Genomic DNA, 21,843 nt, shown 5'->3' with positions numbered 1-21,843 from the left:
CCCTGTTTTTAAGGAGCACCCTATGGCGCATATTGCGTTAACCATTGCAGGATCCGACAGCGGCGGCGGCGCGGGCATTCAGGCCGATCTCAAGGCGATGTCGGCGCTTGGCGTTTACGGCGCAAGCGTGATCACCGCCGTCACCGCCCAAAACACCCGCGCTGTGACAGCGGTGCATGGCATCCCCGAGGATGTGATTGCCGCGCAGATCGCGGCGGTGCTCGACGATCTCGACGTGCGTGCCATCAAGATCGGCATGCTGGCGACGCCCGAGATCATTGGGTGCGTCGCAGAGGGTCTCAAAGATTTCGCCGGGCCGCTGGTGCTTGATCCGGTGATGATTGCCAAATCCGGCGATGCGCTTTTGGCGCAAGACGCGGTCGCCACCCTGCGCGCTGTGCTTTTACCGCGCGCCACCCTGCTCACGCCAAACCTGCCCGAGGCTGCGCGACTGCTGGGCCAACCGGTGGCCGCCACGCAGGCCGAGATGATCGCTCAAGGCGAAGCCCTATGCAGGCTCGGGGCGCAGGCGGTTTTGATGAAGGGCGGCCATGCCAGCGGTGCGATGTGCCACGATTTTTTGATCACACAGGGCGGCGTTGTGGCCGAATTCACCGCCCCGCGCCACCCTACGAAAAACACCCACGGCACCGGATGCACCCTGTCTTCGGCCATCGCCGCCGGTCTGGCCAAAGGGCTGGCGCTGGAGGCGGCGACGCGGGCTGCGCACGCCTATCTGCAAGCGGCGATTGCCGCGGCGGATGGCTTGCACGTCGGTCAAGGGCATGGGCCGGTGCATCATTTCCACGCGGTCTGGCCAGCGTGACGCTGTTTTCCGTCATAGGGGCCGGCGTTGCGGGCTTGGCCGTGGCCAGCGAGTTGGCGGCGCGCGGCGCATCGGTGCAGATCTTCGACCCCGCCGGCCCGCCCGGTCCGCATGGCTGTTCGTGGTGGGCGGGGGGCATGTTGGCCCCGTGGTGCGAGGTCGAAAATGCCGAAGAGCCAGTGCTGCGGCTGGGCCAAGAGGCGTTTGATTGGTGGGCCGCGCGCACTCAGGTGCAGCGCTGCGGAACGCTGGTGGTGGCGGGGCGGCGCGACCTGCCCGATCTGCGCCGGTTTGCCCGCCGCACCAGCGGTTTTCGCGAGGTCAGCGGCGAGATTGCACAGCTTGAGCCGGATCTCACCGGGTTTGCCAGTGGGCTGTTTTTCGAAGACGAAGCCCATCTGAACCCGCGACAGGCGCTGGCCGATCTCTACGCCGGGCTGGTGGCCAAGGGCGTTGTGTTTCACCGCCAAACCGCACCGGACGATCTGGAAAACGCGATAGATTGCCGTGGGTTACAGGCCCGCGATGTGCTGCATGATCTGCGCGGAGTGAAAGGCGAAATGCTGATCCTACGCTGCCCGGATGTCACGCTAAGCCGCCCTGTGCGGCTCTTGCATCCGCGTATCCCGCTGTATGTCGTACCACGCGGCAGCGGCGTTTACATGCTCGGCGCGACGATGATCGAGAGCGAAGACAGCCGGCGCATCACCGCCCGCTCGATGCTCGAACTGCTGAGCGCGGCCTATGCGCTTAACCCCGGATTTGGCGAGGCTGAGGTGCTGGAAATCGGCGTCGATCTGCGCCCCGCCTTTCCTGACAACCTGCCCCGCATCCGCCGCATCAGTGGCCGGATTTATGCCAATGGGCTGTACCGCCACGGCTATCTTTTGGCCCCCGCTTTGGCGCGGGGCGTGGCGGACCTGGCGCTTAACAATCAACAGTCGGAGATGGTCGATGAAGATCGTGGTTAACGGTGACACCCGCGAGGTGACGGCACAAACGCTGGACGCATTGCTGGGCGAATGCGGCTTTTCGGGCCGGGTGGCGACAGCGGTGAACGAGGCTTTTGTGCCCGCCGCCCTGCGCGCGGCGCACACGCTATCCGACGGCGACCGGATCGAGATCGTCGCGCCGATGCAGGGGGGCTGAGGATGAAGGCGTTTTATGGCACAGAGCTGCCCAACCCGCTGATGCTTGGCACCGCGCAATACCCCAGCCCGGCGATCCTTGAACGCGCGTTTCGCGACAGCGGTGCCGGTGTCGCCACCGTATCCCTGCGCCGCGAGGGGGCGGGTGGCTCGGGTCAGGCGTTCTGGCAGATGATCCGGGCGCTTGGCGTCAAGATCTTGCCCAACACCGCCGGATGCCACACGGTGAAAGAGGCCGTCACCACCGCACAGATGGCGCGCGAAGTCTTTGATACGGCTTGGATAAAGCTGGAGGTGATCGGCCATTCCGACAGTCTTCAACCCGACGTGTTTCAGCTGGTCGAAGCCGCCCGCATCCTGACCGAAGACGGCTTTCAGGTGTTCCCCTACACCACCGAAGATCTGATCGTGGCCGAACGTCTGCTGGCGGCGGGCTGCGAAGTTTTGATGCCTTGGGGCGCGCCCATCGGCTCGGGCCGGGGGCTGAACAACGCCTACGGGCTGCGCGCGCTGCGGGCGGAATTTCCCGAGGTGCCCTTGGTCGTCGACGCCGGGATCGGCCTGCCCAGCCATGCCGCCCAGGCGATGGAACTTGGCTACGACGCCGTGCTGCTCAACACCGCGGTGGCCCGCGCGGGCGACCCGGCGGCGATGGCGCGCGCAATGATGCAAGCGGTCGAGGCCGGCAAACTGGCGTATGAGGCCGATCCGATCGAGGCACGCGACATGGCGCAGGCCTCGACCCCGGTGATTGGAAAGGCCTTTTTGTCATGAGCCTCGACCGGTTTTACCCGATTTTCGATCACTCCGATTGGCTGCGCCTGACGCTGCCGCTTGGGGTTAAATTGGTGCAACTGCGGATCAAGGAGCAGCCGGACGCCGTGGTGCGCGATCAGATTGTCCAAGCGCGCGATCTCTGCCGTGCGCATGGGGCCACTCTGGTGGTGAACGACCATTGGCAACTCGCGATTGAGCTGGACTGCGACTGGCTGCACCTCGGGCAAGAGGATCTGGACGAGGCCGATCTCGGCGCGATCCGCAAGGCCGGACTGCGGCTTGGCGTGTCGACCCATGACGATGCGGAATTGGACCGGGTGATGGCGATGAAGCCAGATTATGTCGCGCTTGGGCCGGTTTACCCGACGATCCTCAAGCAGATGAAATGGCACCAACAAGGGCTGCCGCGGGTCACCGAATGGAAGGCCCGCCTCGGCGCGATCCCCTTGGTGGGCATTGGCGGCATGTCTGTCGAGCGCGCCGCGGGGGTGTTTGCGGCAGGGGCGGATATCGTCTCGGCGGTGACCGACATCACCCTGAATGCCGACCCCGAAGCGCGGGTGAAGCAGTGGATCGAGGCGACGCGATGAGCCGCTATGCCCGCCAGATGATCCTGCCCGAGGTCGGCGAGACCGGTCAAGCCAGCCTCTGTGCCGCGCGGGTGCTTGTAATCGGCGCGGGCGGGCTGGCGGCGCCGGTGCTGCCGCTGTTGGCCGGGGCCGGTGTCGGGCAGATCACCATTGTCGATGGCGATACCGTTGCCCTGTCGAACCTGCACCGCCAGACGCATTTCACCGAGGCCGATTGCGGCCAACCCAAAGCGGAGATCGCCGCCGCAAGGTGTCGTGCGCTTAACGCCACGATCACCGTCACCGCGCTTGGCCATCGGCTGACCCCGGCCAATGCGCCCGACCTGATTGCCGGGGCCGATCTGGTGCTCGATTGCGCCGACAGCTATGCGGTGAGCTACACGCTTTCGGATGTCTGCCTTGTGCAAAATACGCCGCTGATCAGCGCGTCTGTGCTGGGGTTGGGCGGCTATGCGGGCGGCTTTTGTGGCGGTGCGCCGTCGCTGCGCGCGCTGTTCCCCGACGCGCCCGACAGCGGCGCAAGCTGTGAAACCGCAGGCGTGCTCGGCCCCGTTGTGGGCCTGATCGGCACGCTACAGGCGCAGATGGCGCTGAGCGTTTTGCTCGGCCTCTCGCCCACGCCGCTTGGCCAATTGGTCCGCTTTGATGCACGCAGCCTGCGCACCTCGGGCTTTCGCTTTGACAGCGCGCCGGAACCTGCCGAGGCCTTTCGGTTCGTCGCGGGTTCTGCGCTTACGAACAGCGACCGGATCATCGAGCTGCGGGAGGACAGCCCCCTGCTTCATCCCGCGGCCCTGCGCCTGCCTGCCGATGCCATTGCGCAGAACCTGCCCGGCCCCGGCACCCGTCTTGCGCTGTGCTGCGCCACCGGGCTGCGCGCCTGGCGGGCGGCGGAAACCGTTCAACACATCTGGCCGGGCGAGATTGTTCTCGTCGCCGCCTCTTCAAGTTAACCACAGGAAACCATTATGAAACATCTGATCACCGCCGTCGCGCTTCTGGCCGCGTCTCCCGCGCTTGCCCAAGACAAGATGACCCTCCTGCTTGACTGGTTCGTGAACCCCGATCACGGCCCGATTATCATTGCTGAGGAAAACGGCTATTTCGCCGATCAAGGGCTGGAGGTCGAGGTGATCGCCCCCGCCGATCCCTCGGCCCCGCCGCGCCTTGTGGCCGCTGGGCAGGCCGATCTGGCGGTGTCGTATCAGCCGCAACTGCACTTGCAAATTCACGAGGGCTTGCCGCTCAAACGGGTGGGAACGCTGGTGGCGACGCCGCTGAACTGCCTGTTGGTGCTCAAAGACGGGCCGATCGCGCAACTCTCTGACCTGAAAGGTAAAAAGATCGGCTATTCGGTCGCCGGTGTCGAAGAGGCGGTGCTTCAGGCCATGCTTGGCGGCCACGGCGTGACCACCGATGACATCGAAATGATCAACGTCAACTTCTCGCTCTCGCCCTCGCTGATGTCGGGCCAAGTGGATGCGGTGATCGGGGCGTTCCGCAATTTTGAACTCAATCAGATGGAGATCGAAGGCGTGGACGGCCGGTGTTTCTTTATCGAAGAGGAAGGCGTGCCGTCGTATGACGAACTGATCTATGTCGCCAACCCCGACCGGATGGACGCCGACCAGATTGCCCGTTTCCTGGCCGCGACTGAAAAAGCCACGCAGTTCATCGTCAACAATCCCGAGGAAAGCTGGGAGATTTTCGCCGCCACCTCGAGTGAATTGCAGGACGAATTGAACGCCAAGGCCTGGGTCGACACCCTGCCCCGCTTTGCCCTGCGCCCCGCCGCCTTTGACGCCGGACGCTATGCCCGTTTTGAGGCCTTCCTCAAAGACAGCGGCATGATCGACAGCCTGAACCCGGTGGACGCCATCGCCATCGACGTGACCGCACAATGAGCGAGATCTATGGCCGTGCCTTCCCGCTTTTGCGGGCGCAGGCGGGCAAGGCGTGGCAGGACTATACCCGCCACGCCTTTGTCGAGGGGATGAAGGACGGCACCCTGCCGCGCGCCGCTTTTCTGCATTATCTGCAACAGGATTACGTCTATCTGATCCACTTTTCCCGCGCCTGGGCGCTGGCGGTGGTCAAGGCCGAAACCCACGGCGAAATGCAGACTGCGGTGCAACATGCGCATTCGCTTGTGGCCGAGGAAATGCAGCTGCATATCGGGATTTGCGAGGCGGCGGGCCTGTCGCAAGAGGCGCTGTTTGCCACTGCGGAACGGGCTGAAAACCTCGCCTACACCCGCTTCGTGCTCGAGGCGGGATACAGCGGCGATCTGCTGGATTTGCTGGCGGCAATGGTGCCCTGCGTCATGGGCTATGGCGAAATCGGCACCCGGTTGGCGCAAGAGGCCACATCCGACACCTACGCCGAGTGGATCGCGGCTTATGCGGGCGACGGGTATCAGGCGGCCTGCGCCGATGTCGGTGCGATGCTGGATGCGGCGTTGGTCCGTCGCTTGGGCACCGAGTTCGACAAAGTGCCGCGCTGGGACCGGCTGTGCCGCACCTTCCGCACCGCGACCGAATTGGAAGTCGGGTTCTGGCAGATGGGCCTGACCCCGTGAAACCGTCCCCCATGAGCCTGCCCCCAGGTATCCCGGCACCTGGCATCACGGTCAGCGGCCATGCGGCGATCAACGGCGCGGCGCTGTTTGCGCCGCTCACGTTGCGCTTGGAAGCCGGGCAATGGACCTGCCTTCTTGGCGGCTCTGGTGTGGGGAAATCCACGCTGTTGCGGTTGATTTCGGGTCTGGCGACCGGGGCGGAGTTCACTGGCGAGATCACCGCGAGCGACTGCGGCACCGTCGCCCCCCGCGTGGCCTATATGGCGCAGGATGATCTGCTGCTGCCATGGGCCAGCGTGGCGCGCAACGTAGTGTTGGGCGCGCAATTGCGGGGGCAAACGCCCGATACCGCGCGGCTGTCCCGCATTCTTGCGCGGGTTGGGCTGACGGATCACGCCGATAAAACCCCCGCCGCTCTGTCGGGCGGGCAGCGCCAGCGCGTTGCCCTTGCCCGCACGCTGATGGAGGACAAGCCGGTGATCCTGCTCGACGAGCCGTTTTCGGCGCTCGATGCCCAGACCCGCGCCGCGATGCAGGATCTGGCCGCCGAGCTTTTGGCGGGGAAAACCGTTCTGGTGGTCACCCATGACCCGGCCGAGGCCGCGCGTCTGGGCCATGCCATCGTGGTGATGACTCCGGCGGGCCTCACGCATTGCGCGCCGCCCGCGCAGCCGGTGCCGCGCCCGGTAGAGGCTTTGGAAACACTGGAATGTCAGGCCGCCTTGCTGCGGCTGCTGCGTACGGGTGTGGCATGAAATATCTTCCCGCGTTGGTGGCCGCCGTCTTTGCCATCACCCTTTGGCAGATCGTGGTCAGCCTGACCGGCCTGCCGAAGTTCATCCTGCCGGGGCCGGGCCTTGTGGCCGAGGCGTGGTGGAAGAGCCGCGCCCTGATTGGCGAACATACCCTTGTGACTGCGATGGAAGTGGTGATTGGTCTCGTGATTGGCACCGCGCTTGGTGTGGTGACGGCGATTGGGCTGGCCGCGTCGCGCACCGTCCGCGTTCTGGTGCAGCCGCTGTTGGTCTTTACCCAAGCGCTGCCGGTCTTTGCCCTCGCCCCGATTCTCACGCTTTGGCTGGGCTTTGGCCTGTGGTCCAAGATCGCGATGGCGGTACTGATCATCTATTTCCCGGTCACCTCGGCGTTTTTCGACGGTTTGATGCGCACGCCGCAAGGCTTTCTAGACCTCGCGCGCACGATGCAGGCCAGCCCGGCGCGAATCCTGTGGCACATCCGGGTGCCGGCCGCCCTGCCCGCCTTGGGATCGGGTCTGCGACTCGCGGCGGTTTATGCGCCCATCGGGGCGGTGATCGGCGAATGGGTCGGCGCGTCGCGGGGGTTGGGTTATCTGATGCTGCTGGCGAATGGCCGGGCGAAAACCGATCTGATGTTCGCGGCCATGCTGACACTAGGTGTGTTTTCAGTCTGCCTGCACCTTGCCGTCGCCCGGCTGACACGCGATCTGGGGCGGACCTGAGGACTTCGCCCTCTGAACGGCACACCAAAGCCATTCGCAAGCGGTCTGCAATACAAGGTAAACATTTTAGAAATTTGGAGGGGGGGGGGGCAGATCTCTGACACTTGGTGCCGGGGTCTTACCAGTCCGCTGAGGCGGGTTCCCCCTGTCCTCAGTTCAATTGGTGCGGTCGAGAAGACTCGAACTTCCACGGGTGTTACCCCACAGCGACCTCAACGCTGCGCGTCTACCAATTCCGCCACGACCGCACACTTGAATTGGTTTGTGCCGTTTAGCCAAAGCCCGTGGGGATGCCAAGAGCAAAACCACGCTTAAATCGAAAATTTTTCCACCAGGGGAAATGCGCGTTTAATGGACGGGCTCTGCACGCCAGCCCTGCACCACCCGCCGGTTGGGGCGATGGGTTTCCGCGTGGAGCCCGCCGCTTCCTCCCTTGATTTCACAGCGTGGGTTTGACAGGTCTTTGCGCGGGTCTTCAAAGGGCCAGCCTGTGGCCCAAACTGTGGCCCGAACCGGCAGAGAGGAAAACCGATATGGTAGAGTGGATCATCTCTGATGGCCTGACGCAGTACGACGATGCGGTGCGCTTTATGGAAGAGCGAGCAGCAGCCATTGCCGAGGGGCGCGCCGATGAGGCGATTTGGTTGGTCGAGCATCCGCCGCTTTATACCGCTGGCACCTCGGCGCGGATCGAAGACCTGACCGACCCTGAGCGTTTCCCGGTCCACACCTCCAAACGCGGCGGACAGTATACCTATCACGGGCCGGGCCAACGGGTGGCTTATGTAATGCTTGATGTCGGACGTCGGGGCCGCGATGTGCGCCGTTTCGTGCAGATGCTCGAGGAATGGGTGATCGCCACGCTGGACCAGTTCAACGTCAAAGGCGAAATCCGCGATGGCCGCGTCGGCGTCTGGGTGCAGCGTCGTGACAAGCCGCTGGGCCTCACCGGACAGCCGCAAGAGGATAAAATCGCCGCCATCGGCATCCGCCTGCGCAAATGGGTGAGCTTTCACGGCGTGTCGATCAATGTGGAACCCGATCTGGAGCATTTCACCGGCATCGTGCCCTGCGGCATCACCGAACATGGGGTCACGAGCCTTGTCGATCTGGGTTTGCCGGTGAACATGGACGATCTTGACGTGGCCCTGCGGACGCAATTCGACGCAATATTCGGCGAAATAGGTTAACGGCTTACTTTACCGCCAACTCTGCCCCCAAAAGCGATGCGGAGCGCCCGGACATTAATCACCACGGCACGGCAGTTTCATTTTGAAAGTCGTGTTCGTGTGAATAATCCATAAAAATTCCGCACTGCAGCGTCTGTGTGACCTAGCTCACTAGACAAGCCATTTCCCGCTTCCTAACCTCTTTATTACAGTAGACTTAAACCGCATATTACACGACCTCGCGCCGCCACACGGCAGCAACAGGCCTTTCGAACCATTCATTCGCCGGAGCCATCCAGTGACCAGCCGTTTATTCCGTTGCAAAAGCTGCTCGCACCGTTTGCGCTTTGGCGCGCGGAACTGTGGTAAATGCTATCGACCCACGCAAATGTACAATTGGCGCCTGCCGTATTGGCTCGCCGTGCTTGCGATTCCTGTTGTGGGTCTGGTGATCATCGCCAGCTAAACCCCGGCCTCTGCGCTCAGCTACGGCTTTGCGCGCGGCGTTCCGCAAGCGGTCTGCCGCAGGCGTCGCACGGCCCCTGCGCCCGCGTCATTGCGCGCGCACCCCCGCGAGGCCCGTGTTGGGGCACGGGACCGTGGCCCAATGTCGGGGCACAAGGTCGCAACCTGCCCCCCCGCGACACTTTTTCTTGATCTAAGACAAACTGACCCGTTGCCGTTGCTGGCACCGCAATCTAGAACCGGGTTGAGATTCCGGGTGCGGGCTTGGTGCAAGCGCCCATGTTTTGTCAAGCAGGAGGCACGAGACATGGCTGACGCCGCCATTCACGGCCACGAGCATGAGGATCAGCGCGGTTTCTTTACCCGCTGGTTTATGTCCACCAACCACAAAGATATCGGGATCCTGTATCTCGTCATATCGGCGCTGGCGGGCTTCATCTCGGTGGCTTTCACCGTTTACATGCGCCTGGAGCTGATGCAGCCCGGCGTGCAATATATGTGCCTTGAAGGCGCGCGCATGATCGCATCTGATGCGGTCTGTACGCCCAATGGCCACCTCTGGAACGTGCTGATCACGGGCCACGGCATCCTTATGATGTTCTTCGTGGTCATTCCTGCACTGTTCGGGGGCTTTGGTAACTACTTCATGCCGCTGCAGATCGGCGCGCCGGATATGGCGTTCCCGCGGATGAACAACCTGTCGTTCTGGCTTTATGTGGCTGGCACGATGCTGGCGGTCTCGTCGATCCTTGCCCCGGGCGGCAACGATCAGCTGGGCTCTGGCGTGGGCTGGGTGCTTTACCCGCCGCTGTCGACCAATGAAGGCGGCCTGTCGATGGATCTGGCGATCTTCGCGGTGCACGTTTCGGGCGCAAGCTCGATCCTTGGCGCGATCAACATGATCACCACCTTCCTGAACATGCGTGCCCCCGGCATGACCCTGTTCAAGGTGCCGCTGTTCTCATGGGCGATCTTTGTCACCGCATGGCTGATCCTTCTGGCTCTGCCGGTTCTGGCGGGCGCGATCACCATGTTGCTGACTGACCGTAACTTTGGCACGACCTTTTTTGATCCTGCCGGTGGCGGCGATCCGATCCTGTATCAGCACATCCTGTGGTTCTTTGGCCACCCGGAAGTGTATATCGTGATCTTGCCGGGCTTCGGCATCGTGTCGCATGTCATCGCCACCTTCTCGCGCAAACCGGTCTTTGGCTATCTGCCGATGGTCTGGGCGATCATCGCGATTGGCGCGCTGGGCTTTGTTGTGTGGGCACACCACATGTACACTGTCGGCATGTCCCTGACCCAGCAGTCCTATTTCATGCTGGCCACCATGGTTATCGCGGTGCCCACGGGCGTTAAGATCTTCTCGTGGATTGCAACGATGTGGGGCGGCTCGATCGAGTTCAAAGCACCAATGCTGTTTGCGATGGGCTTCCTGTTCCTCTTCACCGTTGGCGGCGTGACCGGCATCGTGTTGTCGCAGGCTGGCGTGGACCGCGCGTATCATGACACCTACTATGTGGTTGCGCACTTCCACTATGTGATGTCGCTGGGTGCGGTGTTCTGTATCTTTGCCGGTATGTACTTCTGGTTCGCCAAAATGACCGGCCGTCAGTACAACGAAAAGCTGGCGCAGGTGCATTTCTGGATGTTCTTCCTTGGGGCGAACCTCACGTTCTTCCCACAGCACTTCCTTGGCCGTCAGGGCATGCCGCGCCGTTACATCGACTATCCGGAGGCATTTGCCACCTGGAACTGGTGGTCGTCGATCGGTGCCTTTGTGTCCTTCGCCTCGTTCCTGCTGTTCTTCTACATTGTCGCGCATGCTCTGCTGAAAGGCAAAAAAGAGACCCGCAACAACTACTGGAACGAATATGCGGATACGCTGGAATGGACTCTGCCGACACCGCCGCCAGAGCACACCTTTGAAATCCTGCCCAAGCAGGAAGACTGGGACAAAGGCCACGCGCACTAATCGCGCTGCCTGACCAAGACACAGAAAGGCCCGTGCTCTGCGCGGGCCTTTTGCGTTGGGGATGTGGTTTCAGAAATGAGGCGGCACGTGACCGGGCGCACAGACTTACGCTACGTAAGCATGCGAGCTTGAGCGCATCGATTTACAAAGGATGTTTTCATGACCCCTCGCATTGCCTCAACCGCTCTCATTGTCACCCTCCTCGCCGCAATCGTCGTTCCTGTCGGGGCCTCGGCCTTCGGAGCCGGGTCGCTGCCGCTCCTGACCTACCCCACCGCAGACACCACCCCCACAGAGACACCGACCCGCGGCATTTGCCTGCTGTGCCCGACCCAAGCCGGATAACGACTTGCACCGTTAATACTTTTTCAAGGCACGGCCCCTTTGCTGTGAGCGGGGTCACAATATGCGCCCTGCGTCCGTGACAGAGATTGGTTTCGGGGCCTCCCAATACCCCCGAAACGGGGCCGCGGCGCGCGACCACCCCTGGCTCGCTCCCTGTGCGCCCGGCCCCGGCCACCACCTGCATGTCAAAGTGCTTGAGCAACGGCTCACAGGCCTGCGCTTGCAGACATGACGTCGCGGGTCCGGCAGTTCGCAGGCCAAAGATCAGCGGCCCATCGACCTCAAGCCCCCCCTCCAACGCGCCAAAGTTGGGCCGCCCAATCCCTGCCCGCACCGTGTCCGCCCTGTGCCCGCCCTCGTGCCCGCACCCTGCCCGACCTGTGCCCGCATTTTCCCATCGACGGCGGCAGACCGCCTTCTTATACCTACCCCATGCCGTACCGATGGTCGCATACCCCCGCCTCCGAGGTGGCCGAGTTGCGGCTCTGGCCGCATCAATCCCTGCCGCCCAAGGGCTATGCCGCCTTTCTGCTGGCCAGCTTCACCCTCGCCACCCTGCCGCTCTATTTCCTGCTCGGAACCGTGCTGCTCTGGGCCTTGCTGCCCTTTGTGCTGCTGGCGCTTGGCGGGGTGTGGTACGCGCTGGACCGCAATCACCGCGATGGACAATTGCTTGAGGTTCTGCGGGTCTCACCAAAGGAAATTTCACTCGTGCGTCATAACCCACGCAAGCCCGATCAGACCTGGACCTGCAATGCCTACTGGGCCCGTCCCCACCTGCACCGCGCGGGCGGTCCGGTGCCCAATTACGTCACGCTCAGCGGCGGCGGCCGCGAGGTCGAGATCGGAGCGTTCCTGTCCGAGGATGAACGCAAAGCGCTCTATGACGATCTGACCCGGCACTTGCCGCCCCCCCCTTTAAGCGCGCAGGGCTGACACCAGATGGCACAAACTCCGGCAACCCCGAAATCTGCCCGGCTGCGGCGACTGGCGCTGGCCCACCTGTTGGGTGGCGCGCATCTGCTGGCCCGCGACCCCGCGCTGCAAGTCTCGGAAAAGGCCGCGCTGGCGCTGCGCGACACGCCCGCCAAAGCCCCCGCCGAGACGGTGATCTTCCTGATCCCCCTGGTCGGCCGCCATCACGTTGGCGATTGGGAGAGCACCTGCGCCCGGCTTATCGACACGCTCGCCGCCTTCCAGCGCCAGACCGACGGGCGCTGGCAGGCCGTGATCTGTGGCCAAGACCGCCCCGACACCCTGCCCGATGACCCGCGCATCCAGTTTCTGCCCTTCACCGAAGCCTTTGAGGGCAATGACAAATGGCGCAAACTGGCGCTGCTGACCGATCACCTGAGCGCGATGGACGCCCCGGCAGGCTACGCCATGACCTTCGACGCCGACGACATCGCCCATCCCGACCTTGTCGCGGATATGCTGTCAGGGCAGGCCCCCGGCGGATACCTTGTCGAAACCGGATATGTCTTTGATCACGGGGCCGACACGCTTGCGCTCGCTGGCCCTCCTACGCTCGGAAAACCCCTGCGCAAACCCTTCTGGAAACTCTGCGGCTCTTGCGCGGCTCTGCGGTTCGACACCGCGAACGGGGCGCCGGAACGCGCCCTCCTGCGCGCGATGAGCCAGCACGAACACCGCATGTTCCCCTACCTCGCCCGCCTCGCCGGACGCGCCCTCACGCCGCTGACACAGCCCCGCGTGCTTTACCTGCTCAATCATGGTGAAAACTTTGGCGCACGGCGCGGACGGGTGAGCTTCAAGACCCGCTTCGTCCAACGCTTCCGCATCGCCGAGGATCACGACATCCGGAACGCCTTTGACCTGCGCCGCTGACGCAGCCAAGCAGATTACCGTCCAAAATGTCTGGGTAGGCCCGCCAAACCCTCTCTTCCCCCGGCCACGGGGGAAGGACAGGATGGGGGCTGAGGCGCAGTGTCACGCCAAAGGCGTGCAATTTTTAGAATCCGCCAAAGGCGTGCAATTCTTAGAAACGCCGCCCTTCGTTGCGCAAGGTTATCCCTGCGCCAGCCGGTCCTTGACCCGCGGGCCGACCGTGCCGAAATCCATCTGCCCGGTATAGCGCGATTTCAATGCACCCATCACCTTGCCCATGTCCCGGATCGACGTCGCGCCCACTTCTGTCACCGCAGCGTCAATCGCCTTGGCCACTTCCTTGTCGTTAAGCTTGCGCGGCAGGAACTCTTCGATCACCGTGATCTCTTCCAGCTCGCGCTCCGCCAGATCCAGCCGTCCACCCTCTTCATAGGTGCGCGCGCTTTCCTGACGTTGCTTGACCATCTTGCTCAGGATCGCCAGCACATCATCTTCGCTGATGGTCTCTTCTTCGCCGGTCCCCCGCAGCGCAATTTCGCGGTCTTTGATGGCGGCACTGATCAAACGCAAGGTCGAAAGACGTCGTGCGTCCTTGTCTCTCATCGCTTGTTTGAGCGCTGAATTGATCTCTGCGCGTAGATTCATGATGTCCCATCCCCATGGGTTGTTTCCAGCCTTGCACCATACGCCAAGCCCCGATCAGAGGCAACCACAGCCAATTTCGCACAACCCACTGAAACGAAACGGAAACTCAAATCTTTAGCGCAAACACCAAGCCCCTTGACCCCGTACCTCTCACGACATAGGTTCGCGCAAATTTGCCCCCATATACCGCCAGATGGAGTCGCCGCATGACTGCTCGCGCTGATCAGAAGCCAACCGCCTGCCTTGTTCTGGCTGATGGCACAGTATTCTACGGCACCGGTTTCGGTGCCACCGGAACCCGCGTGGCCGAGCTGTGCTTTAACACCGCCATGACCGGGTATCAGGAAATCATGACCGACCCGTCCTATGCCGGTCAGATTGTCACCTTCACCTTCCCCCACATCGGCAACACCGGCGTCAATCCCGAGGATGACGAAACCGGCGATTCCGGGGCCGAGGGCATGGTTGTCAAATGGATGCCAACCGACGCCTCGAACTGGCGCGTCGCGCAAGAGTTGGGCGACTGGCTTGTCGCACGCGACCGCATCGCCATCGGTGGCATCGACACCCGCCGCCTGACCCGTGCGATCCGCCAGCAAGGCGCGCCGCATGTGGCGCTGGCGCATGATCCCGATGGCAATTTCAACCTCGAAGAGCTGGTGGCCAAGGCCCGTGCCTTCAAGGGCCTGATGGGGCTCGACCTCGCCAAAGAGGTCACCTGCGCCAAAAGCTATCGCTGGGACGAAATGCGCTGGGCCTGGCCCGAGGGCTATGCCCGCCAAGAGGCCCCCAAGCACAAGGTGGTTGCTATCGATTACGGCGCGAAACGCAATATCCTGCGCTGCCTTGCGTCGGCTGGCTGTGATGTAACCGTGCTGCCCGCCTCTGCCACTGCCGATGAGGTGATGGCGCATGACCCCGACGGCATCTTCCTGTCGAACGGCCCCGGCGATCCGGCGGCAACTGGCGAATATGCCGTGCCGATGATCAAATCACTGCTCAACGACACCGATCTGCCGATCTTTGGCATCTGTCTTGGGCACCAGATGCTGGCGCTGGCCCTTGGCGGCCGCACCATCAAGATGAACCACGGCCACCACGGCGCCAACCATCCCGTCAAGGACATGGTCACCGGCAAGGTCGAGATCACCTCGATGAACCACGGCTTTGCCGTCGATGCCGCCACCCTGCCCGACAATGTGGTTCAGACCCATGTTTCGCTGTTTGACGGCTCGAACTGCGGCATTGCGCTGAACTCTGACAGCCGCCGGGTGTATTCGGTCCAGCACCACCCCGAAGCCAGCCCCGGCCCGCAGGACAGTTTCTATCTGTTCGAGCAATTTGCCGAGGCTATGGCGGCAAAGGGTTAACGCCTGCGAGGGCAGATTAATCTTCCGTTAAGTTAATGTTAACGGGATGTTAAGGTAAAATTCGTCATTCTCGGCCAGTAGCAACAAGGCCGGGAACATGAGTCCTCCACAACTGCAATTGCGCGGCCTTCAGACCGCGCGACTCAGTCGCTATTATCAGCTTCCGCTGGGGCGTATCCTCGTGGATATGGGGGTGATGTCCCCCGACGATCTGCTGCGCGCGCTGACGATCCAGTCGCAGTGTCAGGCCCCGATGCATCAGGTGCTGCTGTCCGAGGGTTATGCCAGCACCCAAGACGTGCGGCGCGCCCAGGCGGCGCAGTGGGCGGCGATATCGCTTAACCTCGACGAGGCCCCGCCTGATCCTGATTGCGCGACGAGCCTTGACCCCCTGCTTTGTCTCGAATTCGGCATCATCCCGTGGCTGCGTCTGGGCGATACCCTTGTCATCGCCACCTGCAACCCAGACCGATTTGATGCGATCCTTGCGCTGCTGCCGCCCGCGACGGGGCCCATCGTCATGGGCATCGCCAGCGAGGCCGACATTCACGCCGCCATCGCAAAAAGCCACTCTGCCCGGTTGGTGGCCCTCGCTGAAACCGGGCTTCCGGCCGAGGACAGTTGTCGTAACATGCGCGTGGTCGCCACGCCAAAGCAGATGCGCGGTGTCGCGTTGGTGGCGGCGCTGTTTGCCGGGGTGGTGTTCATCGCCCCCACCTTTCTGTATGCGCTTGCCGCGGGTTGGGCGGTGTTCACCTTGTTCTGCATCGCTTTTGTCAAGGCGGCGGCCTGTATTGCCCGTCTGCGCGGCCCGTTCCATCCCCCGGCGGCGGTGACGCCACCCCCGGGGAAACCGCCCCCCAAAGTATCGATTCTCGTGCCGCTGTTCCGGGAAACCGCCATCGCCAACCGATTGGTGGCGCGCCTGTCCCGGCTGACCTATCCGAAATCCCGCCTTGACGTGACGTTGCTGCTCGAAGCGGAAGACGAACAGACCCGCGCGGCACTAGACGAGGCCGAGCTGCCACCGTGGATGCGGATTGTAGTGGTGCCACCGGGGGATCTGACGACAAAGCCGCGCGCGTTGAACTATGGTCTGCGGTTTTGCGAGGGCGAGATCATCGGGATCTATGATGCCGAGGACAATCCGGCCCCCGACCAGATCGATCTCGTAGCCAAACATTTCGCCACCGCCCCGCCCGATGTCGCCTGTCTGCAAGGCATTCTCGACTACTACAACCCCTTCGCAAACTGGCTGTCGCGGTGTTTCACCATTGAATACGCCACCTGGTTTCGCATCGTTCTGCCCGGCATGTCGCGCATGCGGTTTGCCATTCCGCTGGGCGGCACGACGCTGTTTTGCCGCCGCAAGGTGCTTGAGGATTTGGGCGGATGGGATGCCTATAACGTCACCGAGGATGCCGACCTTGGCATGCGATTGGCGCGGCACGGCTTTCGGATCGAGATGATCGACAGCGTGACTTTGGAAGAGGCGAACTGCCGGTTCTGGCCTTGGATCAGACAACGCTCCCGCTGGCTCAAGGGATATATGGCCACCTACCGGGTGCATATGCGCAGACCCGGCAAACTGCTGAAAGATCTCGGATTTCGGCGGTTCTTCGGCTTTCAGGTGCTGTTTCTCGGCGCGCTGAGCCAGTTTGTAATGGCTCCGGTGCTCTGGTCCTTCTGGCTGGCCATTTTCGGCTTTCCCCACCCGCTGCTGGATTGGATGAGCAATGGCGCGCAAGTCTTTATAATTTCGTTCTTTCTTTCAACTGAATGCATGGGCCTTGTCATCGGAGCCACAGCAGTGGCCAGCCCACAACACCGCGGGTTGATCCCTTGGGTGCCGACCTTGATGTTCTATTTCCCGCTCGCCACCATCGCGGCATATAAGGCGTTGGTCGAGCTGCTGTTCAGACCGTTTTTCTGGGACAAAACTGATCACGGCGTCTCAAACCACCAAGAGCAAGTCGATCACACCCTTCCTGATAAAACCATCTAAGATCAGTGGACTATCCGTCGTTCTTACTGTCCAGTTTCAGCCGCGTCACAAACGCCACCGAGATATGCGACTTCAGCGCGTCATAGGCCGCAGCCTCATCGCGGCCCTCGATCGCGCTCACAATCGCCGCATGTTCGGCGAGCGCATTTTCACCCCGGCCCTCGGCGGCAAGCGAGGTTGTCGCCATCAGAGCCATTGAGCGATGCACAAGGTCAAGTTGCTGCACCAGGAACCGGTTGTGCGAGGCGAGGTGGATCTGTTTGTGAAACCGCCGATTGGCCCGCGACAGCGCCGAAGGGTCATTGATCAGCCGCCGGTCATCCTCGACCATATCGCGCAGCACGCGCACCTCTTCACTGGTGGCGTGGCGGGCTGCAAGCCGCGCCGCAAGCCCCTCAAGCTCGGTGCGCACCACGTAAAGCTCGGCCATCTGATTATGATCCAGCGAAGCGACGATCAAAGACCGCCCGTCACGCGACAAAAGAGATTGAGTTTCAAGGCGTTGCAGGGCTTCCCTAATCGGGGTCCGGCTCATCCCGAGCCGGTCGGCAAGGTCGCTTTCCACCAGTCGGTCACCGGGCTTGAACGTGCCGATGTCGATCGCCTCCAGGATCATCGAATAGGCATCTTTCTGGGGCGTCGTCTTCTGGCTCACGCGCGTCTCCTCCGGTCCGCATCCGGCCACCTTAATGATCGGGCACCGGCGCCGCAATACGGCCATTGCGCCCACCGCCCGGCGGGGCTAGCGTCCGGCTTATGGCTAAGGATCTGTTTTCACACGTTGCGCATTGGGTCTTTGACCTCGACAACACGTTGTACCCGCCCGAAACCCGGCTGTTTTCGCAGATCGAGCCGCGCATGACGGCTTATGTGATGTCAGCCTTGGGGGTTGCCGAGGCGGAGGCCAATCACCTGCGTCAGCATTATTGGCACACCTATGGCACCACGTTGGCCGGTCTGATGCGCGAACATGACGTCGATCCGGGGCCCTATCTGCATGACGTGCACCAGATCGATTTCTCGGTGCTCGCCCCCGATCCCAAGCTGGCCGCCCACATTCGCGCACTGCCGGGGCGGCGGATTGTTTATACCAACGGCACCGCGCCTTATGCCGAAGAAGTGCTGGCCGCACGGGGACTTAGCGGGCTGTTTGATGCGGTTTACGGCGTTGAGCATGCGGAATTCCGGCCCAAGCCCGAGCGCGAAGCCTTTGAGGCGATCTTTGCCCAAGACGGCACCGATCCCGCCCGCGCCGCGATGTTTGAGGATGATCCGCGCAACCTCGCCGCGCCGCATGCGATGGGGATGCGCACCGTGCATGTCGCGCCCGAGCGGCTGGTTGCCGATCACATCCATCATCACACCAATGATCTCAGCGGGTTTCTCTCGGGTCTGACCTGAGCCAAATCTGCCGCATGGCCGCAGCGATGTGCCGCGCTATTATCCGGTGCAGACCTGCGCAAAGGAGCCTCTGATGGACCACGACATTCTGATCGCCGGTGGTGGGATTGCCGGGCTGACCGCTGCCGCCGCCTTTGGCCAGGCCGGGTTTTCCGTGCTCTGCGTCGACCCCGCCCCGCCGGTGACCGACCGCGACGCCGAGGGTGCCGACATGCGCAGCACAGCGTTTTTGCAACCCGCACAGGCGTTTCTGGACAGCGCCGGGCTTTGGCCCCGGCTCGCGCCATATGCGATGCCGCTTGAGACCATGCGGATCATCGATGCCGGCGGCACCACTTCTGAGGCGCGCGTCAGCCGCGATTTTGAGGCCGATGACATCTCGGATCAGCCGTTTGGCTGGAACCTGCCGAACTGGCTGCTGCGCCGCGAGATGTCGGGGCGGCTGGGTGAACTGCCCAACGTCACCTTCCTGACAGGCGTCGCCGCGACTAAGCTGTTCACCCGCACAGCCGAGGCCCGCGTCAGTCTGTCGGATGGCAGCGCCCGGCGGTGCCGCATGGTGATTGCCGCCGATGGCCGCAATTCCGCGCTGCGACAGGCGGCGGGGATCGGGGTCAAAACCACGCGCTTCGGGCAGAAAGCACTGGCCTTTGCCGTCACCCACCCGCTGCCGCATGGCAATGTCTCGACCGAGATCCACCGCACCGGTGGGCCGTTCACCTTGGTGCCGCTGCCCGATCACAAGGGGCGACCCTCGTCGGCCGTGGTCTGGATGGAGGATGGCCCGAAAGCCGCCGCCCTCCACCAGTTAGGCACCAAAGCGTTTGAGGCGGCGATGACCGAACGCTCGACCCATCTGCTCGGGCCGCTGACGCTGGCCTCGCGCCGCAGCCTTTGGCCGATCATCGCGCAACATGCCGAGACGCTGAGCAGCGAACGCTTGGCGCTGGTGGCCGAAGCCGCACATGTGCTGCCGCCGATCGGGGCGCAGGGGCTGAATATGTCGCTGACGGATCTGTCGACGCTGCTAGAACTGGCGCTGGCCAACCCCGAGGAGTTGGGCGATGCGGCAATGCTCGACGCCTATCACCGCGCCCGGATCACCGACATCCGCGCCCGCACTGCCGGTATCATCGCGCTGAACCGCACCTCGATGCTGGCGTCACAGCCGATGCGCGATCTGCGCGCGGCGGGGATTTCGGCGCTGCACGGGGCCACGCCGGTGCGCCGCAAACTCATGCAACTCGGGCTTGGGGTACGTCGACCGGAGTGAGCAAACGTCAGATGTCATGCACACCCATAGCCCAGCCGTCATGGGCCGTTTGACCGGACATAAGGTGGAGGCTGTCGGACTGTTCGGCCGCGGATGTCGTATGGACAGCGGGCGGTTCGACGAAGGCATCGACCGGGGGCACTGAATTCGCCTGTGCCGTGATGAGTGTGGCAAGGGTGATGCAGGCCGCGAGGAGGACGATGGGCGCGATGAGCGTAGGCAGCTTCATGATCTTAGGTCCGATTATTTCCAGTATCTGACCATGAAACGAAAAACCCGGCAGCTTCCGTCGCTGCCGGGTTCAATTTTATCGAAAAATCCCGAAAGGGATCAGTTCTTTTCTTTGTCGACCATTTTGCCAGCCGAAATCCACGGCATCATGCCGCGCAGTTTCGCACCGGTGGCTTCGATGGAATGCTCGTCGTTGATCTTGCGCGTCGCTTTGAACGACGGCTGACCCACGGCGTTTTCCAGCATGAAGTCACGCACGAATTTGCCGGTCTGAATGTCGGTCAGAACCTCTTTCATCCGCTTTTTGGTCTCGTCGTACGGCAGGATGCGCGGGCCAGAGACGTATTCACCGTATTCCGCGGTGTTCGAGATCGAGTAGTTCATGTTGGCAATGCCGCCTTCGTAGATCAGATCCACGATCAGCTTCACTTCGTGCAGGCACTCGAAGTACGCCATTTCGGGCTCGTAGCCAGCTTCGACCAGCGTCTCGAAACCCATGCGGATCAGTTCAACCAGACCGCCACAGAGAACCGCTTGCTCGCCGAACAGGTCGGTTTCGCATTCTTCGCGGAAGTTGGTTTCGATCACGCCAGAGCGACCGCCACCGATGGCCGAGCAATAGGACAGGCCGATTTCCAGCGCTTTGCCCGATGCGTCGTTGTGAACCGCAACAAGGCACGGCACGCCGCCGCCTTTGGTGTATTCGCCGCGCACGGTGTGGCCGGGGCCTTTGGGCGCCATCATGATGACGTCAACGCCGGCTTTCGGCTCGATCAGGCCGAAGTGCACGTTCAGACCGTGAGCAAAGGCAATCGCAGAGCCTTCTTTCAGATTGTCGTGGACGTATTTTTTGTAAGTCTCGGCCTGCAGTTCGTCGGGCATGGTGAACATGATCACGTCACACCAGGCTGCGGCTTCTGCGATGCCCATAACCTTAAGACCTTCGCCTTCGGCTTTCTTGGTCGAGGGGGAGCCGTCGCGCAGGGCGACAACGATGTTTTTCGCACCTGAGTCGCGCAGGTTAAGCGCGTGGGCGTGGCCCTGCGAGCCATAGCCCAGAATGGCAACTTTTTTGTCTTTGATCAGGTTCACATCGCAATCGCGATCGTAGTAGACGCGCATATCGGTCTTCCTTTGTTTGATGTCTTCTTGGCGGGCAATCTACGCGCAGCCGCGTGTGAATGCGCGTCATTTCCGCGATAAATTCCGCTAATTGCGATTTATCTATTCTTCGAACTGCCGTAAACTCGAAAAATCATGCTTGATGACATCGACAGACGCATTCTTCGCCAGATGCAGGCCGCGCCGGACCTGCCCCTGTCCGAATTGGCCCAGCGCGCCGATTTGACGCCCGCAACCCTGTCGCGGCGGCTTGAACGTATGCGCGAGACCGGGATCATCATTGGCAAACGGGCCGAGATCCATTGGCCCAGCCTTGGCTTTGCGGTCGAGGTGTCCTTGCGCATCACTTTGGACAAAACGCAATCGCGGGCTTTCGATGATTTCCTTGCCGCCGCGCGGCTGGTGCCCGAAGTGATCGAGATCCAGACGTTTCTGGGCCAGGTCGATGTCCGGCTGGCCGTCGTCGCCCGCGACATTCCGCATTATCAAGAGATCTACCGCGAGCGTCTGCTTACCCTGCCCCATATCGCCGATGTCGAGGCCTTGATGCACGTTAGCCGGATCAAGGATGACGAGGCTCTGCCAGTATGAT

Annotated in this window: 24 protein-coding genes and 1 tRNA gene; 20 read left to right on the top strand and 5 right to left on the bottom strand. The window is 62.4% G+C overall.

What is annotated here, in order from left to right:
* Positions 1-22: 22 nt before the first annotated feature.
* The 10 genes from thiD to ACW9UO_RS00340 are packed head-to-tail and all read left to right on the top strand — an operon-like array spanning position 23 to position 7,399.
* Complete coding sequence (thiD, locus tag ACW9UO_RS00385) at positions 23-826, top strand: bifunctional hydroxymethylpyrimidine kinase/phosphomethylpyrimidine kinase (protein WP_457087071.1); 804 nt, start codon at positions 23-25, stop codon at positions 824-826.
* A complete protein-coding gene (locus tag ACW9UO_RS00380) occupies positions 823-1,797 on the top strand; it encodes an FAD-dependent oxidoreductase (protein ID WP_457087070.1) in 975 nt (324 codons plus the stop codon). Before thiD ends, ACW9UO_RS00380 begins: the two co-directional genes overlap by 4 nt.
* Positions 1,781-1,975, top strand: coding sequence for a sulfur carrier protein ThiS (gene thiS / locus ACW9UO_RS00375; RefSeq protein ID WP_457087069.1), 195 nt, complete (start codon positions 1,781-1,783; stop codon positions 1,973-1,975). The genes ACW9UO_RS00380 and thiS overlap by 17 nt, the downstream gene beginning before the upstream one ends.
* A gap of 2 nt (positions 1,976-1,977) precedes the next feature.
* The gene (locus ACW9UO_RS00370) at positions 1,978-2,748 is read left to right on the top strand and encodes a thiazole synthase (RefSeq protein WP_457087068.1); all 771 of its coding nucleotides are present in this window, start codon (positions 1,978-1,980) and stop codon (positions 2,746-2,748) included.
* Positions 2,745-3,341 (top strand): thiamine phosphate synthase, encoded by a 597-nt coding sequence (locus ACW9UO_RS00365; RefSeq protein WP_457087067.1) that lies wholly within the window; start codon positions 2,745-2,747, stop codon positions 3,339-3,341. Before ACW9UO_RS00370 ends, ACW9UO_RS00365 begins: the two co-directional genes overlap by 4 nt.
* Positions 3,338-4,294, top strand: coding sequence for a HesA/MoeB/ThiF family protein (locus ACW9UO_RS00360; RefSeq protein WP_457087066.1), 957 nt, complete (start codon positions 3,338-3,340; stop codon positions 4,292-4,294). The genes ACW9UO_RS00365 and ACW9UO_RS00360 overlap by 4 nt, the downstream gene beginning before the upstream one ends.
* 15 nt (positions 4,295-4,309) lie before the next feature.
* Positions 4,310-5,245 carry an ABC transporter substrate-binding protein gene (locus ACW9UO_RS00355; RefSeq protein ID WP_457087065.1) on the top strand — a complete coding sequence of 312 codons (936 nt, stop codon included), beginning with the start codon at positions 4,310-4,312 and terminating at the stop codon, positions 5,243-5,245.
* On the top strand, positions 5,242-5,919 hold the full coding sequence (gene tenA / locus ACW9UO_RS00350) for a thiaminase II (RefSeq protein ID WP_457087064.1): 678 nt from the start codon (positions 5,242-5,244) through the stop codon (positions 5,917-5,919). The genes ACW9UO_RS00355 and tenA overlap by 4 nt, the downstream gene beginning before the upstream one ends.
* 11 nt (positions 5,920-5,930) lie before the next feature.
* Complete coding sequence (locus ACW9UO_RS00345; RefSeq protein WP_457087063.1) at positions 5,931-6,674, top strand: ABC transporter ATP-binding protein; 744 nt, start codon at positions 5,931-5,933, stop codon at positions 6,672-6,674.
* Positions 6,671-7,399 (top strand): ABC transporter permease, encoded by a 729-nt coding sequence (locus tag ACW9UO_RS00340; RefSeq protein ID WP_457087062.1) that lies wholly within the window; start codon positions 6,671-6,673, stop codon positions 7,397-7,399. The genes ACW9UO_RS00345 and ACW9UO_RS00340 overlap by 4 nt, the downstream gene beginning before the upstream one ends.
* A 161-nt stretch (positions 7,400-7,560) precedes the next feature.
* Here the strand turns inward: ACW9UO_RS00340 and ACW9UO_RS00335 are convergent.
* Positions 7,561-7,647 (bottom strand) — tRNA-Leu (locus ACW9UO_RS00335).
* A 285-nt stretch (positions 7,648-7,932) separates the two neighbouring features.
* Between ACW9UO_RS00335 and lipB the strand changes: the two genes are divergently transcribed.
* The 5 genes from lipB to ACW9UO_RS00310 all read left to right on the top strand — a co-directional run bounded on the left by lipB (position 7,933) and on the right by ACW9UO_RS00310 (position 13,204).
* Entirely contained in the window at positions 7,933-8,589 is a 657-nt protein-coding gene (gene lipB, locus ACW9UO_RS00330; RefSeq protein WP_457087061.1) for a lipoyl(octanoyl) transferase LipB, read from the top strand.
* A gap of 751 nt (positions 8,590-9,340) precedes the next feature.
* On the top strand, positions 9,341-11,011 hold the full coding sequence (gene ctaD, locus ACW9UO_RS00325) for a cytochrome c oxidase subunit I (protein WP_457087060.1): 1,671 nt from the start codon (positions 9,341-9,343) through the stop codon (positions 11,009-11,011).
* A 159-nt stretch (positions 11,012-11,170) separates the two neighbouring features.
* Positions 11,171-11,356, top strand: coding sequence for a hypothetical protein (locus ACW9UO_RS00320; RefSeq protein WP_457087059.1), 186 nt, complete (start codon positions 11,171-11,173; stop codon positions 11,354-11,356).
* A gap of 432 nt (positions 11,357-11,788) precedes the next feature.
* Positions 11,789-12,292, top strand: coding sequence for a DUF2244 domain-containing protein (locus ACW9UO_RS00315; protein WP_457087058.1), 504 nt, complete (start codon positions 11,789-11,791; stop codon positions 12,290-12,292).
* Positions 12,293-12,298: 6 nt separating this feature from the next.
* On the top strand, positions 12,299-13,204 hold the full coding sequence (locus ACW9UO_RS00310; protein WP_457087057.1) for a hypothetical protein: 906 nt from the start codon (positions 12,299-12,301) through the stop codon (positions 13,202-13,204).
* Positions 13,205-13,384: 180 nt separating this feature from the next.
* On the opposite strand, the gene ACW9UO_RS00305 is transcribed toward ACW9UO_RS00310, so the two are convergent.
* Positions 13,385-13,849: a GatB/YqeY domain-containing protein gene (locus ACW9UO_RS00305; protein ID WP_457087056.1), complete on the bottom strand. Its 465-nt coding sequence runs from the start codon at positions 13,847-13,849 to the stop codon at positions 13,385-13,387.
* A 206-nt stretch (positions 13,850-14,055) separates the two neighbouring features.
* Between ACW9UO_RS00305 and carA the strand changes: the two genes are divergently transcribed.
* A complete protein-coding gene (gene carA / locus ACW9UO_RS00300; RefSeq protein ID WP_457087055.1) occupies positions 14,056-15,219 on the top strand; it encodes a glutamine-hydrolyzing carbamoyl-phosphate synthase small subunit in 1,164 nt (387 codons plus the stop codon).
* A 97-nt stretch (positions 15,220-15,316) separates the two neighbouring features.
* On the top strand, positions 15,317-17,224 hold the full coding sequence (locus ACW9UO_RS00295; RefSeq protein WP_457087054.1) for a glycosyltransferase: 1,908 nt from the start codon (positions 15,317-15,319) through the stop codon (positions 17,222-17,224).
* A 10-nt stretch (positions 17,225-17,234) separates the two neighbouring features.
* On the opposite strand, the gene ACW9UO_RS00290 is transcribed toward ACW9UO_RS00295, so the two are convergent.
* On the bottom strand, positions 17,235-17,840 hold the full coding sequence (locus ACW9UO_RS00290; protein ID WP_457088687.1) for a GntR family transcriptional regulator: 606 nt from the start codon (positions 17,838-17,840) through the stop codon (positions 17,235-17,237).
* Between the two features lie 140 nt (positions 17,841-17,980).
* Between ACW9UO_RS00290 and ACW9UO_RS00285 the strand changes: the two genes are divergently transcribed.
* Together ACW9UO_RS00285 and ACW9UO_RS00280 are read left to right on the top strand one after the other, a co-directional pair.
* The gene (locus ACW9UO_RS00285) at positions 17,981-18,625 is read left to right on the top strand and encodes a pyrimidine 5'-nucleotidase (protein WP_457087053.1); all 645 of its coding nucleotides are present in this window, start codon (positions 17,981-17,983) and stop codon (positions 18,623-18,625) included.
* A 73-nt stretch (positions 18,626-18,698) separates the two neighbouring features.
* On the top strand, positions 18,699-19,898 hold the full coding sequence (locus tag ACW9UO_RS00280) for a UbiH/UbiF family hydroxylase (RefSeq protein WP_457087052.1): 1,200 nt from the start codon (positions 18,699-18,701) through the stop codon (positions 19,896-19,898).
* A 7-nt stretch (positions 19,899-19,905) separates the two neighbouring features.
* On the opposite strand, the gene ACW9UO_RS00275 is transcribed toward ACW9UO_RS00280, so the two are convergent.
* Both ACW9UO_RS00275 and ilvC read right to left on the bottom strand, forming a co-directional pair.
* Complete coding sequence (locus tag ACW9UO_RS00275; RefSeq protein ID WP_457087051.1) at positions 19,906-20,127, bottom strand: hypothetical protein; 222 nt, start codon at positions 20,125-20,127, stop codon at positions 19,906-19,908.
* 101 nt (positions 20,128-20,228) lie between these two features.
* Complete coding sequence (gene ilvC / locus ACW9UO_RS00270) at positions 20,229-21,251, bottom strand: ketol-acid reductoisomerase (protein ID WP_457087050.1); 1,023 nt, start codon at positions 21,249-21,251, stop codon at positions 20,229-20,231.
* 135 nt (positions 21,252-21,386) lie between these two features.
* On the opposite strand from ilvC, the gene ACW9UO_RS00265 reads away from it, so the two are divergent.
* The gene (locus tag ACW9UO_RS00265; protein WP_457087049.1) at positions 21,387-21,842 is read left to right on the top strand and encodes an Lrp/AsnC family transcriptional regulator; all 456 of its coding nucleotides are present in this window, start codon (positions 21,387-21,389) and stop codon (positions 21,840-21,842) included.
* Position 21,843 lies beyond the last annotated feature (1 nt).

Source organism: Marinovum sedimenti, from assembly GCF_054052205.1.
This window is presented reverse-complemented; position numbering and strand designations above follow the sequence as displayed.

Coding starts and splice junctions, on each gene's coding strand:
- ACW9UO_RS00265 (WP_457087049.1), top strand. CDS start 21,387: ATGCTTGATGACATCGACAGACGCATTCTTCGCCAGATGCAGGCCGCG.
- ACW9UO_RS00365 (WP_457087067.1), top strand. CDS start 2,745: ATGAGCCTCGACCGGTTTTACCCGATTTTCGATCACTCCGATTGGCTG.
- ACW9UO_RS00310 (WP_457087057.1), top strand. CDS start 12,299: ATGGCACAAACTCCGGCAACCCCGAAATCTGCCCGGCTGCGGCGACTG.
- ACW9UO_RS00360 (WP_457087066.1), top strand. CDS start 3,338: ATGAGCCGCTATGCCCGCCAGATGATCCTGCCCGAGGTCGGCGAGACC.
- ACW9UO_RS00340 (WP_457087062.1), top strand. CDS start 6,671: ATGAAATATCTTCCCGCGTTGGTGGCCGCCGTCTTTGCCATCACCCTT.
- ACW9UO_RS00315 (WP_457087058.1), top strand. CDS start 11,789: ATGCCGTACCGATGGTCGCATACCCCCGCCTCCGAGGTGGCCGAGTTG.
- ACW9UO_RS00305 (WP_457087056.1), bottom strand. CDS start 13,849: ATGAATCTACGCGCAGAGATCAATTCAGCGCTCAAACAAGCGATGAGA.
- ilvC (WP_457087050.1), bottom strand. CDS start 21,251: ATGCGCGTCTACTACGATCGCGATTGCGATGTGAACCTGATCAAAGAC.
- tenA (WP_457087064.1), top strand. CDS start 5,242: ATGAGCGAGATCTATGGCCGTGCCTTCCCGCTTTTGCGGGCGCAGGCG.
- thiD (WP_457087071.1), top strand. CDS start 23: ATGGCGCATATTGCGTTAACCATTGCAGGATCCGACAGCGGCGGCGGC.
- ACW9UO_RS00280 (WP_457087052.1), top strand. CDS start 18,699: ATGGACCACGACATTCTGATCGCCGGTGGTGGGATTGCCGGGCTGACC.
- ACW9UO_RS00370 (WP_457087068.1), top strand. CDS start 1,978: ATGAAGGCGTTTTATGGCACAGAGCTGCCCAACCCGCTGATGCTTGGC.
- ACW9UO_RS00345 (WP_457087063.1), top strand. CDS start 5,931: ATGAGCCTGCCCCCAGGTATCCCGGCACCTGGCATCACGGTCAGCGGC.
- ACW9UO_RS00355 (WP_457087065.1), top strand. CDS start 4,310: ATGAAACATCTGATCACCGCCGTCGCGCTTCTGGCCGCGTCTCCCGCG.
- lipB (WP_457087061.1), top strand. CDS start 7,933: ATGGTAGAGTGGATCATCTCTGATGGCCTGACGCAGTACGACGATGCG.
- ctaD (WP_457087060.1), top strand. CDS start 9,341: ATGGCTGACGCCGCCATTCACGGCCACGAGCATGAGGATCAGCGCGGT.
- ACW9UO_RS00275 (WP_457087051.1), bottom strand. CDS start 20,127: ATGAAGCTGCCTACGCTCATCGCGCCCATCGTCCTCCTCGCGGCCTGC.
- ACW9UO_RS00320 (WP_457087059.1), top strand. CDS start 11,171: ATGACCCCTCGCATTGCCTCAACCGCTCTCATTGTCACCCTCCTCGCC.
- ACW9UO_RS00290 (WP_457088687.1), bottom strand. CDS start 17,840: ATGATCCTGGAGGCGATCGACATCGGCACGTTCAAGCCCGGTGACCGA.
- ACW9UO_RS00295 (WP_457087054.1), top strand. CDS start 15,317: ATGAGTCCTCCACAACTGCAATTGCGCGGCCTTCAGACCGCGCGACTC.
- carA (WP_457087055.1), top strand. CDS start 14,056: ATGACTGCTCGCGCTGATCAGAAGCCAACCGCCTGCCTTGTTCTGGCT.
- thiS (WP_457087069.1), top strand. CDS start 1,781: ATGAAGATCGTGGTTAACGGTGACACCCGCGAGGTGACGGCACAAACG.
- ACW9UO_RS00285 (WP_457087053.1), top strand. CDS start 17,981: ATGGCTAAGGATCTGTTTTCACACGTTGCGCATTGGGTCTTTGACCTC.